General features: G+C 53.2%; 14 protein-coding genes. 5 read left to right on the top strand and 9 right to left on the bottom strand.

Going from position 1 to position 14,343, the window contains the following annotated elements:
- Positions 1-41 precede the first annotated feature (41 nt).
- The 4 genes from O5O45_RS00215 to O5O45_RS00200 all read left to right on the top strand — a co-directional run bounded on the left by O5O45_RS00215 (position 42) and on the right by O5O45_RS00200 (position 2,234).
- Positions 42-869 (top strand): YciI family protein, encoded by an 828-nt coding sequence (locus O5O45_RS00215; RefSeq protein ID WP_305903305.1) that lies wholly within the window; start codon positions 42-44, stop codon positions 867-869.
- Positions 870-910: 41 nt separating this feature from the next.
- Complete coding sequence (locus O5O45_RS00210) at positions 911-1,348, top strand: YybH family protein (protein WP_305903304.1); 438 nt, start codon at positions 911-913, stop codon at positions 1,346-1,348.
- An 83-nt stretch (positions 1,349-1,431) separates the two neighbouring features.
- Positions 1,432-1,803 carry a YciI family protein gene (locus tag O5O45_RS00205; RefSeq protein WP_305903303.1) on the top strand — a complete coding sequence of 124 codons (372 nt, stop codon included), beginning with the start codon at positions 1,432-1,434 and terminating at the stop codon, positions 1,801-1,803.
- A 62-nt stretch (positions 1,804-1,865) separates the two neighbouring features.
- Positions 1,866-2,234, top strand: coding sequence for a YciI family protein (locus O5O45_RS00200; RefSeq protein ID WP_127968812.1), 369 nt, complete (start codon positions 1,866-1,868; stop codon positions 2,232-2,234).
- A gap of 45 nt (positions 2,235-2,279) precedes the next feature.
- Here O5O45_RS00200 and O5O45_RS00195 read toward each other — a convergent pair whose 3' ends face one another.
- The 7 genes from O5O45_RS00195 to O5O45_RS00165 all read right to left on the bottom strand — a co-directional run bounded on the left by O5O45_RS00195 (position 2,280) and on the right by O5O45_RS00165 (position 11,523).
- Positions 2,280-2,636 carry a hypothetical protein gene (locus O5O45_RS00195; protein ID WP_305903302.1) on the bottom strand — a complete coding sequence of 119 codons (357 nt, stop codon included), beginning with the start codon at positions 2,634-2,636 and terminating at the stop codon, positions 2,280-2,282.
- On the bottom strand, positions 2,633-3,046 hold the full coding sequence (locus tag O5O45_RS00190) for a DUF3052 domain-containing protein (protein ID WP_305903301.1): 414 nt from the start codon (positions 3,044-3,046) through the stop codon (positions 2,633-2,635). Before O5O45_RS00190 ends, O5O45_RS00195 begins: the two co-directional genes overlap by 4 nt.
- A gap of 62 nt (positions 3,047-3,108) precedes the next feature.
- On the bottom strand, positions 3,109-3,771 hold the full coding sequence (locus tag O5O45_RS00185) for a hypothetical protein (protein WP_305903300.1): 663 nt from the start codon (positions 3,769-3,771) through the stop codon (positions 3,109-3,111).
- Between the two features lie 192 nt (positions 3,772-3,963).
- Positions 3,964-7,017, bottom strand: a complete 3,054-nt coding sequence (locus tag O5O45_RS00180; protein WP_305903299.1) for an efflux RND transporter permease subunit — start codon at positions 7,015-7,017, stop codon at positions 3,964-3,966.
- Positions 7,014-8,096 (bottom strand): efflux RND transporter periplasmic adaptor subunit, encoded by a 1,083-nt coding sequence (locus O5O45_RS00175; RefSeq protein WP_305903298.1) that lies wholly within the window; start codon positions 8,094-8,096, stop codon positions 7,014-7,016. The genes O5O45_RS00180 and O5O45_RS00175 overlap by 4 nt, the downstream gene beginning before the upstream one ends.
- A gap of 223 nt (positions 8,097-8,319) precedes the next feature.
- On the bottom strand, positions 8,320-9,726 hold the full coding sequence (locus tag O5O45_RS00170; protein ID WP_305903297.1) for a S28 family serine protease: 1,407 nt from the start codon (positions 9,724-9,726) through the stop codon (positions 8,320-8,322).
- Between the two features lie 306 nt (positions 9,727-10,032).
- On the bottom strand, positions 10,033-11,523 hold the full coding sequence (locus O5O45_RS00165) for a protein adenylyltransferase SelO (RefSeq protein ID WP_305903296.1): 1,491 nt from the start codon (positions 11,521-11,523) through the stop codon (positions 10,033-10,035).
- Positions 11,524-11,801: 278 nt separating this feature from the next.
- On the opposite strand from O5O45_RS00165, the gene O5O45_RS00160 reads away from it, so the two are divergent.
- Positions 11,802-12,455: a DUF4360 domain-containing protein gene (locus O5O45_RS00160; protein WP_305903295.1), complete on the top strand. Its 654-nt coding sequence runs from the start codon at positions 11,802-11,804 to the stop codon at positions 12,453-12,455.
- Positions 12,456-12,647: 192 nt separating this feature from the next.
- Here O5O45_RS00160 and O5O45_RS00155 read toward each other — a convergent pair whose 3' ends face one another.
- Together O5O45_RS00155 and O5O45_RS00150 are read right to left on the bottom strand one after the other, a co-directional pair.
- On the bottom strand, positions 12,648-12,866 hold the full coding sequence (locus tag O5O45_RS00155) for a WGR domain-containing protein (protein WP_127968804.1): 219 nt from the start codon (positions 12,864-12,866) through the stop codon (positions 12,648-12,650).
- A gap of 324 nt (positions 12,867-13,190) precedes the next feature.
- Positions 13,191-14,156: a zinc metalloprotease HtpX gene (locus O5O45_RS00150; RefSeq protein ID WP_305903294.1), complete on the bottom strand. Its 966-nt coding sequence runs from the start codon at positions 14,154-14,156 to the stop codon at positions 13,191-13,193.
- Between the last annotated feature and the right edge of the window lie 187 nt (positions 14,157-14,343).

The raw sequence follows: 14,343 nt of genomic DNA, 5'->3' as shown, positions 1-14,343 counted from the left end.
CCCCTGGCAATCAAAGACCGACATAGAAATGGAGCGTCAACATGCGATTTCTGATCATACGTAAAGCAGACAAAAACACTGAAGCCGGCGTCATGCCTGGAGACGATCTGATCTCCGCCATGGGTAGCTACAACCAGGAATTGGCGAACGCCGGCGCCATGCTTGATGGGGCGGGTTTGAAGCCCAGCGACAAGGGAGCCCGAATCAAATTTTCCGGCGGCAAGCCTACTGTATTCGACGGCCCTTTTGCAGAAACCAAAGAGCTTATCGCTGGCTACACCATGATTCAGGCGAAGTCGAAAGAAGAAGCAATCGAATGGGCGTGTCGCTGGCCAGCGCAGGATGGCGACGGAGAGGTAGAACTGGAAATCCGCCAGCTCTATGAACTGGAGGATTTCGCGCCCAGTGAGGGATTGGAGCAGCACAGAGCGCTGCAAGCGCAATTGTCAGCGAAGCCGCCTCAGGTGAATACCTATCTATTCTTCAATGGCCAATGCAAAGAGGCTTTCGAATACTACGCGCAAGTCCTGGGCGGAAAAATTGAGTATTCAGTGACCTTCGCAGAATGTCCCGACCCGACTCAGAACCCTCCAGGTTGGGAGGACAAGATCATGCACATCTGTATGGCGGTCGGAGATAGAAAACTGATGGCCTCCGATACGCCTCCCGGGCACTTTGAAGAGCCTAAAGGCTTCTTCGTGCAACTTGATACGGACACCCCTGAAGAAGCCGACCGTCTGTTCAACGCATTGGTGGAAGGCGGTCAAGTGCGCATGCCATTACAACAGACCTTCTGGTCCGTACGCTTCGGCATGCTGGTGGATCGGTTCGGCACGCCCTGGATGATTAACTGCAGCCAAGCAGCCTGATCACAGTCGAACTGACAAACAAACAAAATAAGGAGACGGTTATGAGCGCAACAAATACCACAGAGAGCCAGATACGTCAGGCCCTGGGCAGCTGGGTGGAGGCCGCCTGCGCCAAGGATCTGGACCGCATCATGAGTCACTATGCGCCTGATGTGCGCGCCTTTGACGCCATTCTGCAGTTGCAATTCGAAGGTGTGGACGCCTATCGCAAACATTGGGAAACCTGCTTATCTTACACCTCCGGCCCCATGATTTTTGAGGTAGCAGACTTGCGCATCGAAGCAGAAGGAGACTTGGCTGTCGGCCACTTTCTCAATCGCTGCGGCTGTGTGAATGAACAAGGGGAAGCACAGAGTTCATGGATGCGGGGTACGGTTTGCTATCGCCGGCGCGACGGCGAGTGGAAAATTGTGCATGAGCATTACTCAGCGCCGTTCAGCGTACCCGATGGCGCAGCGCTGTTTAACCTCGAGCCCTGACAATACGGGACCTGGGAAGCTCATTTAGCCCCACTCGCCGCCCAGGTCCCGCCTCGCGCCATATCCATAAATAGGAAAACACCATGAAATTTCTCTGCATGGCTTATTACAACGTACAAAAGTTCGCGGAGTTGGGCGAGGCGGAGATGCAGGCCATCGTCAGCCAATGCTCTGAATATGACCAAAGCCTGCGTCAAAGCGGCGCGGTACTCGCGCAAGGCTCTCTTGCCTCACCGTCTTCCTCTTTATGTATTCGCCCCAGCAAGAAAGGTCCCATTGTTTCAGATGGCCCGTTTTTGGAAACCAAAGAGCAGATCGGCGGATTCTTTATGATTGAGGCGAACAGTTTGGAAGAGGCGAAAGAACTTGCGTTGAAGCACCCCGCCGCCAATATCGGTGATGAGATGGGCTGGGGAGTAGAGATTCGCCCAATTGATAACTTCATCGCTCTGTGAAAAAACCTGAATCTATCAACGCGATTGTCGTGATCACGCCCTATTAACCCGGAGAACTTGTTATGAAATATCTGTGTCTCGTTTATTACGATGAAAACATTATTAACGCCATGACCAAAAGCGAATGGGACTCGCTGAACGGAGAGTGCATCGCTTTCGGCGATGAGGTCAGGCAAAGTGGACATTTTGTCGGCGGCAACGCACTGCAACCCGTGGAAACCGCCACCACCGTGCGCGTCCGTAACGGTCGCGTCACCACCACAGACGGCCCTTTCGCGGAGACCAAAGAACAATTGGCGGGCTTTTACATGATGGAAGCCCGCGACCTGAATGAAGCCATCCAACTCGCCGGACGCATTCCTCCCGCCCGACTGGGAAGCATTGAAATCCGCCCCATTCGTGAACTGCAAGCGCCAGAGTCAGCCGGTTAAACCGGCGGCCTCTGGCTGATCGTTGAAAGCGCAACTAAGCAGCGCTCAATGCGCGGTAATCCTTTTAGAAAATAGAGCCTGATCTAGTTTATCCAGCAAATCGCTTTCTACATCTTGCTGAAAAACCGGATACTGCCTGACTCCATTGTGAGCCAACAGCCTTGTATAAAAATGAAAAAACAAAAGTAACTTCAACTCAGATGCGGTCAGCAGCTGTTCTACATAACACGCCCAGCCCTCTTTTCCCGCCACCTCTGCACAGGTTTCCTCGAATAACAGATGCATGATAAGTCGCCTTGCCTGACCATCTGGCAAAGGCTCCACTCCCATCACTTCCGCCAACTCAATATGCCACGCAATAACTGGCGTTATGTCCAGAGCACTTTCTATTTTTCCTATCAAGGCTGCGTCCTGTTTTCTTTGCGTATCACCAGTTTGAGGCCAGACCAAACTTCATCTACTGCGCATACTTTCACGTCCACCAGGCCCATAGGCAAAGCAATGCGCCGGACTTCATCTTCCGTCATATCCGTCGTCACCTTGGAGGTCTTTTTGGGCCAGGATATCCAGATCATGCCATTCTGCTTGATATGGCCAGCCAAGTTCCCAAGCTCCGCTTCCAGCTCATCTCGGCTTTTAGTGAAGAAATGGATCATGTCCAAATCAGGACGGAGCGCATCAACAATAAGTACATTGTCAGGCAGAGGGCTAACCAACACAGGGTAATCAACTGGCGCATTTGACACGTAAAGCACAAAGCCTTCTTTGACGCCCAGCTTTTTAGATAGTGGAGTCGTGGAATAACCCGCCATACACTTTCCCCGTTTTTGGAACAAGGCCAGGGGTCCGCCCCCTAACCTGATCGTCAATAGTCTCAGTCGTATTGCGCTTCCCAAGTCACAGTGTAAACCGCCGTAATGCTTTGGGTTTTAGAGCCGCCTGACGTACCGTTGCCGGAGCTAAACTGCACCAGATAATCCTTGCCTTCCTGCACGGGTATTTCCAAGTAGGAAACCCCGTCTTTAAAGCCGTTTTTAGGCGTGAATCTGATGGTTTCCCGATAGCCGTTTCCGGTTACGGTGACCTCGCCGTCAACGCTCATGCACACCGCCCGTTCAGGGCAGCCGACTGCTAAAGAGTCGATGTTGAAATTCACTTTCAGCAAGCCGCTGTTTGTCGCGCGAAACTTATGATTGATTGCGCCGCCATGCCCCAAGTCGACGGAAGCGTGACTTTCTTCATCACGCTGGATTTCGCCATCAATCGAATACCTTAATACGGCCCCGTTGTCATAGGGAGAGTAGTCTAGATCGTAGCGCATGGAGGACGTCGCGCCATTGCCCGAAGCGCTTAAATTGTAGGATTGATGCACTGGCGTTGCTTCACGATACGTCGTGGATTCCCACTCTGTTTTTCCAACCCCGTCTACTTTGGCTCTAGCGGTTGTTTTGTAATATTCGAAGATGGTGTCCGCCGATATGGCGGGCGACGAGATGATCGAGGCGGCTAAAGCCAGTATTGCGAATTGCGTTTTCATTAATGAAGTTCCTTTTAAGTATTAGCCTGCTGTCGAGAATCAGGTATTCGGCGAGACAGCCATGACTGGCGCTGTCGGACCTGAAACTGTTCCCGATGCAGGTTAACCAAGCGCTCCATGCCTGACTTGTAAAAAAGTACTGTCTATCCCGGGATTGTCATTCCCAATGCCGGGATAGATCCGCCAACGTGATTAAAACCTTACGCGGTAGAACGTGGCGTACAACACTGGCACCACGCAGAGGGTTAAGATCGTGGAGAACAGCAGGCCGGCCATGATCGCGATAGCCAATGGCTCCCACATTTCGCCCCCGCCCAGATACAGGGGCAACAAGCCCAGCACTGTGGTCGCGGTCGTCAACAAGATCGGCCTGGTGCGTTGCTGCGCGGCATTGATAATCGCCTGACCATGCTCGACGCCTTCCGCCAGCTCCAAATTAATACGCTCCAACAACACAATAGCGTTGTTGATGACGATCCCCGCCAGAGACACGACGCCCAGGAAGGTCATAAAGCCCATGGCGCTGTTCAAGGCCAACAGTCCCGCCGATACGCCGATCAGACCCAACGGAATCGTGCTCAGGATAATGATCGCCTTGCGGATGGAATTGAACTGGCCGACCATCAAAATCAAGATGACGAAGCCAGCGATAGGTAGTTTATCGACGATGGACTGGTTCGCTTTGCCGGAGCTTTCCGATTCGCCGCCCAGTTCATAGCGAGTGCTGGTCCCCCACTCTTTCTGCTGTTCCTTGAGCCAGGGCGTCAGCTCGGCGAACTTCTCCGCCGCAGTGATGTCCCCTTCCAATTGAGCGCCGACGGCGACGGTCTTCAGGCCATTACGACGAAAGATCTTCGCGGTATCCCAAACCACTTCAATATCCGCCACCTGTGACAGCGGAACCGACTTACCGGTGGATTGCACATAGACCGACAAGGAACGAACGCCGCTTATATTGTTACGATTGGAGCCTTCCGCCCGCACCATCACGGGAATGATATCCTCCCCTTCCCGGTACTCCGTCAATTCCAGCCCGCTAATGCCCGCTTGCAGAGACACGGCGATATCCTGACTGGTGACGCCGGCTCTCAGCGCCCGGGGTTGATCTATATGAATCACCAACTTCTTGATGCGTTGTCCCCAATCATCCGTGATATTGGTCAGGCCGCCAATTTCACGCATCTCCGCTTTCAACGCGTCGACGCGACGAAACAGCACATCCGCATCCGATCCGCTTAACCGCACTTCCACCGGGTTCGCCACAGAGGGTCCGTTGGCCATGGGTTTAATCGTGGCCTCGAGGTCTGGATGGTTATCCAGAGCATAGCGTCCGATCCGGTCTATCAGCCCCCCCACCAGCTTAGCGTCGCTGGCGGTGACGATCATCGTCGCATAGCTGCTGTTATTGGGTTTTGGGTTATAGGACAGAATGATTCTGGGGCCGGCGTTGCCGATGTAACTGGCCCATTTTGTGACGCCCTCCTTGCGCGATTCCGTCACCTGCAGATCGGACTCAATATAGCCTTCAATGTCAGTCACCACCCGGCGGGTTTCCTCTATCGCCGTACCTTCCGGCAGCTTCAGTTCCACCTGAAAATAATTCCGGTCAGAAGGCGGGAAGAATATCTTCGGCACATAGCCAAATCCTTTCATGGCGACGATAAACACCAGCAACGTAACGACAAGAGTCACCGCCCTATTTTGCAATAAGGTCGTCAACACACGGCGATAGGTGCGATAGAACATCGACCCATAACTCTCCTCCTGCTGGGTGACTTTGAGGAAGTACACGCACAACATGGGAACCACTGTAAGAGAAATAACCCAGGACGCCAGCAGTGTAATCGCCACCACCTTAAACAGGGATGAGGTGAACTCGCCGACATTGGACTCCGCCAGATAAATTGGCAGGAAAGCGGCGATGGTCGTCAACGAGGCGGTCAGCAAGGGGATACGCAGCTCCATCGCGGAATCTATGGCGGCGTCTGTCGCGCTCTTGCCCTTCTCCATGAGCACCATGATGTTCTCCGCCATCACAATGCCGTTATCCACCAACATCCCCAGCGCAATAATCAGCGCCGCCAGAGAAATCTGATCCAGTCCGATATCCAGATAGGACATCACCAAAAACGCCAACAGCATGGATAAAGGGATCAGCGTGGAAACCACCAGCCCGGTTCTCAGGCCCAGGGTGAACAACATGACAATGGACACCACCGCGATCGCCTGCAACAGGTTGGAGACGAAATCGCTGACTTTCTGATCTACCTCTGCGGGAGAAAAGCTGACCAGATCAAACTCAATGCCGTAGGGGTATTGCTGCAACAGCTCGTTCATCATCGCCGAGACCTGCTCGCCCAACTCGATATTATTGCCGCCTTCCCGCATGGCCACCGCCACCGCCAGCGCGAACTCACCGGATGAGTGCAGCAAGGATTCCGGCGGGTCCACATAACCGCGCACCACTGTGGCGATGTCTTTCAAATACATCAAACGGTTGCTGCCGGGGATATTAATGATGGTCTGCTCGATATCTTCCACCGACTCAAAATTGCCGCTTGGCTCAAGCGATATGCGCTCGCGCCCCAGATTAAAGGAGCCGCCTGAAATAATAATGTTGCGCGCTTCCAACGCCTGCGACAGCTGGCTTGGCGACAGGCCCAGCTCAGACAGGCGAGCATTGTTGTATTCAACAAAAATGCGCTCTTCCTGTTCGCCCCAGATTTCCACTTTGGCGACATCCGGAAACCGCAACAGCTCCGTTTTCACATCATCGGAGATCTTTTTCAGTTCCGCATAATTGAAACCTTCCGCCGTAATGGTCATGACAATGCCGAACACATCGCCGAACTCATCGTTCACATAGGGGCCAACGACGCCATCAGGAAGGTCCGTGGAAGTAGACTCGACTTTGCGCCGCAGATTGTCCCAGATCGGGCGCATGTCCTTGTAGCTTTCCTTTATGTTCACCGTAACGATAGACACGCCGGTACGGGATTCGCTTTTCACGAAATCCAGCTCAGGGATTTCCTTCACCGCTTCTTCAATCTGAGAGGAAACCAGCTCCTCCACCCGCTCGGGACTGGCGCCAGGAAAGTACGTCACCACCTGCGCCGCCCGCATGACAAACCCCGGGTCATAAGCACGAGGCATTCCCAGGAAGGTCATGGTTCCGGCCACAGCAATCACCAGCAGGAGAACAATCGTGAGCCGGTTATTCTCTATCGCAAGCCGTGTGATATTCACTTGCTCCCCTCCGTGGTCAGGCGCACTTGCAAGCCAGAGTGCATCTTACTCATGCCCGCGGTCACCACTTCATCGCCTTCTTCCAGGCCAGACAGAATCTGAATGCCGTTGTTCTGGATCCCCCCGGTAGCCACTGCGCGACGCTTGACCACGCCCGTTGAGTCGTTTTCATGACTGACCGTCCACACGTAGCGTCCGTCGCCGTCTTCCTGCACTACATGAGGCGGCACAAAAATAGCGCCGTCCTGCCCTGTCGCTTGCGGCGGACGCCCTCTAACCGTGACGGACATGCCCGGCAAAATATTGTAGTTAGGGTTAGCTGGCATGCTGAAGGTCACGTTAAACAAACGCGTCGCTTCATCCGCGCGGGAGGACACTTCTTTCAGCTTCAGGGGAAAGCTCTCATCTGGAATGCCCGAGAACAATGCCTGCACTTCCGGCTCAGTACCCTCCTGCGCAGTTATCATCAAGCCTTCGGGAATATCCACTTTCACCAGTAAAGAGGAGATATCCTGCAGCGCATAAATCGGCTGCATGGCCGAGACTTCTTCATAATTTTCTACGTAACGCTTGGCGATCCTGCCGCCGAAGGGCGCTTTCAGTTCCGTGTACTCCAAGTTTCTCTGCGCAGACTCCAGCGCCGCCTGGGCCGCAATATCCTGCGCCTGCAATTTGCTGAAATCCGACTGGGAAATCACGCCTTTGCCAATCAAAGATTTACCCCGTAAAAAATCATCGTGGGCCTGCTGATAATCCGCCTGACGACTCTTAAGCTGAATGAGAAAATCAGTGTCATCCAGCTTCGCCAGCACCTCTCCTTCCTTCACAATCTGCCCTTCATTCACGTTCAGACTGTGCAGCTTTCCCGACACCCGAAATCCCAACTCCGCCTTTTGCGCCGCATCCACCGTACCGGGAAATTCACGCCAGTTCGCATTCTCCACCGCTCCCACCACAAGAGTCCTGACAGGACGCAAAGGTTTCTCCTCCGTCGTCTGTTGGTCCGTTTCAGAACAACCTTGCAATACGCCAAGAGAAAGCAAAATCGCCATAAAACTGAACTTGCTTAGACTGGTCATCGTGACTCCCTAGCTATTGATTTACTGTTAAATTTAACCCGGCGGACGCAAAGACCCGATGCGCCATGGAATGGCGGAATTATGGCTGGTAAGGGGGAGTGGGGCCAGTTTTTAGTGCAAGTTGCGTCCCTCCCCTACCCATTAGGAAAGCAGGGAGACTCGACAACATGACAGTCTGGAAAAGCCCCCGACGGCGACTACGCCGCCGAAGGCTGAGGATAGATTATAGAGGACGGCGTTGTAGTCCTTCTTCTTCCAACTCAAGCGCGCTGTCTTTGCTAATGGACAGGCTTCTCAGCATCAGAGGCGGATCTTGTGGCGCTACGCCAGTCCAATCTTCCAGCATGGAGTAGGCTCTGCTCTTATCACGCTCGTTTAAGGTCAGGATATCGGAACCGTGATTGCCGTCTTTCACCATGAAGGTGTGGGTGCCGCGACGGTTGGAGTCCGGAATAAAGAACGCAGCCGCCGTCCAAGGATCGATATCGCCGTAGATCATGATGACGTTTGTGCTTCTCATCGCAGCGAAACCGGCGATGTCCCACATGGCTCTGTGGTCGAAGGGTTGGCTCGGCCATTCGCTAACGTAGGCGCTGTAATCGTTTGGATCATACATCAGCAAGTTACGCAGATGACTAGTGAGCAGACGGGGGTAGCCCAACTGGGTGATCGCCTGATAGAAATAGGCTTCATACTGCTCCAGGCCGGAATCGGTGACGAAGGTCAACGGTCCCCAAGCCAGCATGAAATCGAACAGCTCCTGATCGCTGGCGTCTTTGGCGGGAATATCTTTGCAATTCTCCAAGTCGCCGTACTGATAGAACTGGAAGTACAACTCGCCGATGGTCAGGTCCAGCACGCGGTCCAGGCCACCTTCCAGATTGAACTCCAGTCCATTTTCGGTCGCATAAGTCTGGATATAGGCCTTCATGGTTTCTCTGCGCTTCAACACTTCACGCTGGTAGCGCTTGAGCGTCTCACGACAGGCGCGCGGGCCGACTTCTTCCTGGAAGGTCACATAGCGGGGGTCAAGACGACCAAAGCTCTGCGGCGCTACGTTGGCGACCGTGCCGTCTACGTCATTGGGGAAAAAACGGCGATGGTACATAGCGGTCATGCCGCCTTTGCTGGCGCCGCGGGAAATCCACTTGCCGCTGTAGAACGGACGAATCGCCTGAACGATGCGGTGATGGTCTGAAGCGGCCTGCTTGATTGTCAGATACTGCCAGTCCAAAGGATCCGGTCTGGACTCCGCAAAATAACGGTGCTCGATTTTAAGCTGGCTGGCGTTGAGCACTTTGGTAAGGTTGTAGCGGTAGGTGCTGACGGAGATGTTATAGCCGTTTGTGGCCAACACCATCGGCGCTTCCGCTGATTTGTGCAGCAACACCATACGTTGCTTGAAGGTTCCCATGACGGGATTGTCGTGATCAATGGGCTGCTCATAGCGGATCAAGATGTAACGGTAGCCTTCCGGTGGGTTGTCCAGCTCTTCCGCCTCCATTCCCGCCACGCCATTGAGATATTCCAGGATGTCTTGGACGGGCGCCTGTTTGGCGTAGCCGGCGCTGGATAGAAAAAGGGAGATGAGAAACGCGAAAAATAACGAATAAGGTGATTTTTTAAGCATATCCTTTGTCGCCTTGAAAAATGAGTTCCTTTTCCAGGCATGGAGGCGGCTGTTTTTAAACCTGCTCCGAGGCGACTCTAACGCGCGATGCGTCCGCCGTTCCTGCAAGAGTGGTTAGATTATTATTCTTAAGATTAAGAATCCTCAGCTGATCCGTGCCCGGGATTTATTATTGAGAGTAGGGTCCTTTGGTTGTCTGGGTAGCCATGCTCCTTTAGCTGCGCGATAGGAACGCCATTATAGCCATGAAGAACGACTGATTTAAACGAGTAAGTCAGTAGGCGGCCGCATACCGTCGCGGCTCGTTCAAGATGAGCAGGTCAGACAGATGGCGCCGGCCCAGTCCGGCGGCGCTTCGGCGTATCGTTCTGCGCCGGATTGTGCGTTAAAGGGATTTTTAACGATGCGAAGCAGGTTTTGCACCAGCAGGTAATCGCCCTGATGCGCTTCCCGGATGGCTTCTTCGAGCATGTAGTTACGCAAAATGTACTCGGGATTGACCTGCTGCATTGCGAGCGTTCTGTCCGGGACAGAAGCGGCGGAAGCATCTACCTGTTTTCGATAGTCACTTTTCCAGTTTGAAAAAGCGCGGCTATCGCAACTCAGACCGGACATGAAAGCCAAGCTGCTTTCGCCGCCGTCGTAGTGACTCAGGGCGCGCATAAAACGATTCATGTCAGTGTTGTGAGTAGTGAACAGGGTAAGAAGTTCGTCTATGAGTCGACGTTGCTCGCTGTCCTGAGTACGCTGAGTGGTCACGTTAAAACCCAGTCGCTGCGCCATTTTTCCGTAAAAGGCGGTGCTGTAGCGCTCGGCGAATCCGTCCAGCGCCAATTTTAGTTCTTCCAACGGAATCAACGGCAGTAACGCTTGAGCCAACGCGGAGAGATTCCACAGAGCAATGCCGGGCTGTTGTTTGAAGGCGTAACGCCCTGCGGTATCGTTTTTGTTGCTGATGAAGTTGGGATCGTAGTTGTCCAGAAAGGTGAAAGGGCCGTAATCAAAGGTTTCACCGATGATCGACATGTTATCCGTATTCATCACCCCATGTACGAAACCATAGCTTTGCCACTGCGCGACCAAGTCAGCCGTGCGGTCGCGAATTTCCTTGAACATGGCAAGGTAGGGATTGTCGGTTTCTTGCAAACTGGGGAAATAGCGCTCGATACAATAATCCGCCAGCAGTTTGAGATCATCATGCTGACCTAGATAATAAAAGTGCTCGAAGTGACCAAAGCGAATATGGCAAGGGGTGACGCGTAACACCATGGCGCAGGGTTCCATGCCGTTACGCATGGTGTACTCCTCACTGCCCACCAGACATAACGCGCTGGTGCTGGATATACCGAGGCCTCTCATGGCGGCGCTGACCAGATACTCCCGAATACTGGAGCGCAGAACGGCGCGTCCGTCGCCGAAGCGGGAGTATGCAGTACGCCCGGCACCTTTAAGATGCAGATCCAGACGTTGGTTATCCGTCGTCACGACTTCGCCCAGTAGCAATCCACGACCATCTCCCAAGTCCGGATTGTAATGCCCAAACTGATGTCCTGCGTATTTCATCGCAATGGATTCAGCAGCCTCAAGAGCGCCGCCACCACCGCAATAGCGCGCCAGTTCTTCAGGATTAATGTGGCGCCGATCCAACCCGAGAGTCTCCGCCACGTCTCCGTTGAAGCTGATTAAATGCGCGTCTTCCAGCGGCGTCTGCGCCACTTTCTGATAAAAGTGTGAGGGCAGACGGGCGTAGCTGTTGTCGAAGTTTAGGGTGTTCAGGGACTTGGAGGCGGACGACATATGCAGACTCAGAGTGGGCTGGAGTGATGGCGCTTACCTTAACATAAGCGCATTTTTCGCGCGCCCTTCCGGGAAAAACAACTAAGTAAATTTAACTTGGTAAAATTAACGGAGGCGCCTTTTTACCCTAACGGATTATGCTGGCGTTGAAAGTAAACGTAGCGTCAAGCCTCGCAGGGTGCGCAGGCGAACACTGCGCCTGCGCAATACCTCCCTGTACGCTTATCTCTGCGTACTTTCAAAAAAAATACCGATATCAAAAAAATGGATTACATAATATGAAAAAAGGAATCATGGCGGCGCTGACTGCGGCGGCATTTTTTTCTGGCGGCGCAACGGCGGATAACGCTCTATTAATCTCCCAACCTAACCTCATTAATGAGGATATTGAAATCTACGACTTCGCCTATGGCGGCTCGGGTTGCCCATCCGGTTCCGCCAGCGCGGTAATGTCCCCTGACTACTCCAAAATCAGCATGTTCTTCGACCAATATACGGCAGACTCCACCACCGCAGATTCCGGCCGCGTCCGGAAGAGCTGTAACCTGGGCGTCGCCGTTCGCGTCCCCCATGGTTTGACCGTGGCGCTGGTGGCGCTGGACTATCGCGGATATGTGGACAACGCGCCGGGCGCCTATGCATCGTTGCAGGCGAATTACTTCTTTGCGGGTGAGTCCGTCGGCTCACGCCTGAACAAAGAGTGGATGGACCCGGAGAATCCAATCGTGGAGGATTTCCTGATCGAAGATAACTTCCGTATTGGTTCGATTTCCTGGTCGCCCTGTGGGGAAGACGCGATTATTCGCGCGAATACCAGCATCAAAGCCTATAAAGCGGCGGACGGCGGAAAAGCGGAGATCCAATTGGATACTGTCGACGCCTCCTCAAAAATCGAATATCAGCTGCAATGGGATACCTGCGAGCAGCCCTGATGGCGCTCATGGAACATAACGCTGAATAAACGCGGTTTCTGGTAGTTAGAAGATCAGGAACGAATTGATCCGCCCGAGGCGAAACCTGCAGGAGCAGTCTCTCGCCCCGGGCGGTATTGCCTATGGCTCGTCAGAATGAACGTGACGGCCGTCGACGGCTAGTACGGGATTTTATGGGGACAGTAACGGACGTTATGGGAAAAGCTTGTAACCGCTTTTCCTTCTGGCGCGAAATATTTTTCTCAACTCTTCCTTGAGATGATCTGGATTATTGCAGTAAATGGGTTTACAGCTTCCGTTGCGCGCATCCAGTTTGCCGGACACGCACAGAATCTCCAGGCGGCCGAACAGGTCCCGTTGAATGCTGGCCCGGTAAAATCGACGTTGTTTCGGGTGTTCCCATCGAATCATCTTAAATACTCTAAAGTCGGTTATATTCGGCGGATTTGTATCGGCGACATTCGCCGGATGTGCATAATCTTTCCCTTTACGCATCATCGGCGCCGCTCCGATATCCGGCTGATCTGAGCCTGACGTCGCTTGCGGACAAGGCTCATCAACGCAACTGAGGAGCGTTCCCTACAGGGTCCTGTCTCGGGACCATGAAAAGGGTTGCGGAGTTTATCTAAACCGAGGCGAAAAAGACACCCTCTCAACGCTTAAACCGCTTAATTTTTATTTGCTTTGGTTACTCCATAAACAGCCTGTCAGCCACTTCAGCAAAGGGACAATAGCTCAATACCAATAGCCATGCCAATACCGTTTTGGCCGATTAGCGCGACCTCTTAACAAGTCCTGTGGATAGACCTCTGTGTTGGTAAAAACCAGACCTTCCTTCGGGCCTTGCTGCATCAGATCAAGCAGGCGTTGGATTCTCTTTTCGGTCGGCGGATGCGTCCTGAACAGGGAAGGCTGAGACTCTCCACGACCCGGAGCGAAAATACGCTCCATCCAGCTTCCCTGCCGTTCCTCAATGGCGCGCAGAGCGGAGGCCAGCCCGGCAGGGTCTCCAGTCAATTGAGCCGCCGTGGCGTCAGCCAGGTATTCGCGGGTGCGCGACAGACCCAACTGCAGCAATGATAGGAGGATAGGATAAAGGAGCAGAATCAAGATGATTGCCCAATCAACGGACATCGCGCCCAACCAGATCAGCGGAAGATTGATCAACAACAAAAACTGACCAATATGAGTCAGCAGAAACACCAATCGACTGATACTGTCGGCAATCATCATGACTCGCACGTCGCCATTGCGAATATGCGCGATTTCATGGGCCAGCACTCCAGCCAGTTCCCGCTGAGATAGAGAGCGCAACAGTCCCTGTGAAACCACAATTGCAGCGTCGTCGCTCCCTCCTATTGCAAAGGCGTTCAGGACATTACTTGGCGCAATGTACACCTTAGGCGTATTCGTTAGCTCCGCGCGTTCGCTCAGAGCCTGAATCAATCGATACAACCCCGGAGCCTGAGCGGGAGACAGATATTGCGCTTGGTAGGCGCGAATCAAGATATCCGGGGCCAGCCTCGGCGTAATCAATAGCGATACTATGACGACGCCAGCCAGAGCATAGGCCGCCATCACCCCGAAAAACCAACTCGCCAACACCCAAGCCAGCAAACTCATACCGCCTAGAATCAGCACGGAGTGAACGGCGTTAGTCATGCGATGCCGTTTAATCCGCCAGCTGTCGACAGAGAGCACTGCAACGCCTCCTATTTATAATAAACCGTTACTTAATTTGAGTGTCCTATCTATATATCAGGTCGGCAAGGCGGAATGAAAAGCCCTGCAATAGGAAAACCAATGATGAAGTGCAGAATAAGGCGCAATATAAATGGGGACTGGAAAAGCGCTCTTGAAATCGGGTAAAGTACGCCCCATATTACGA

Origin of the sequence: Hahella sp. HNIBRBA332 (genome assembly GCF_030719035.1) — a bacterium.
In the GTDB taxonomy this organism is placed as follows: Bacteria; Pseudomonadota; Gammaproteobacteria; order Pseudomonadales; family Oleiphilaceae; genus Hahella.
This window is presented reverse-complemented; position numbering and strand designations above follow the sequence as displayed.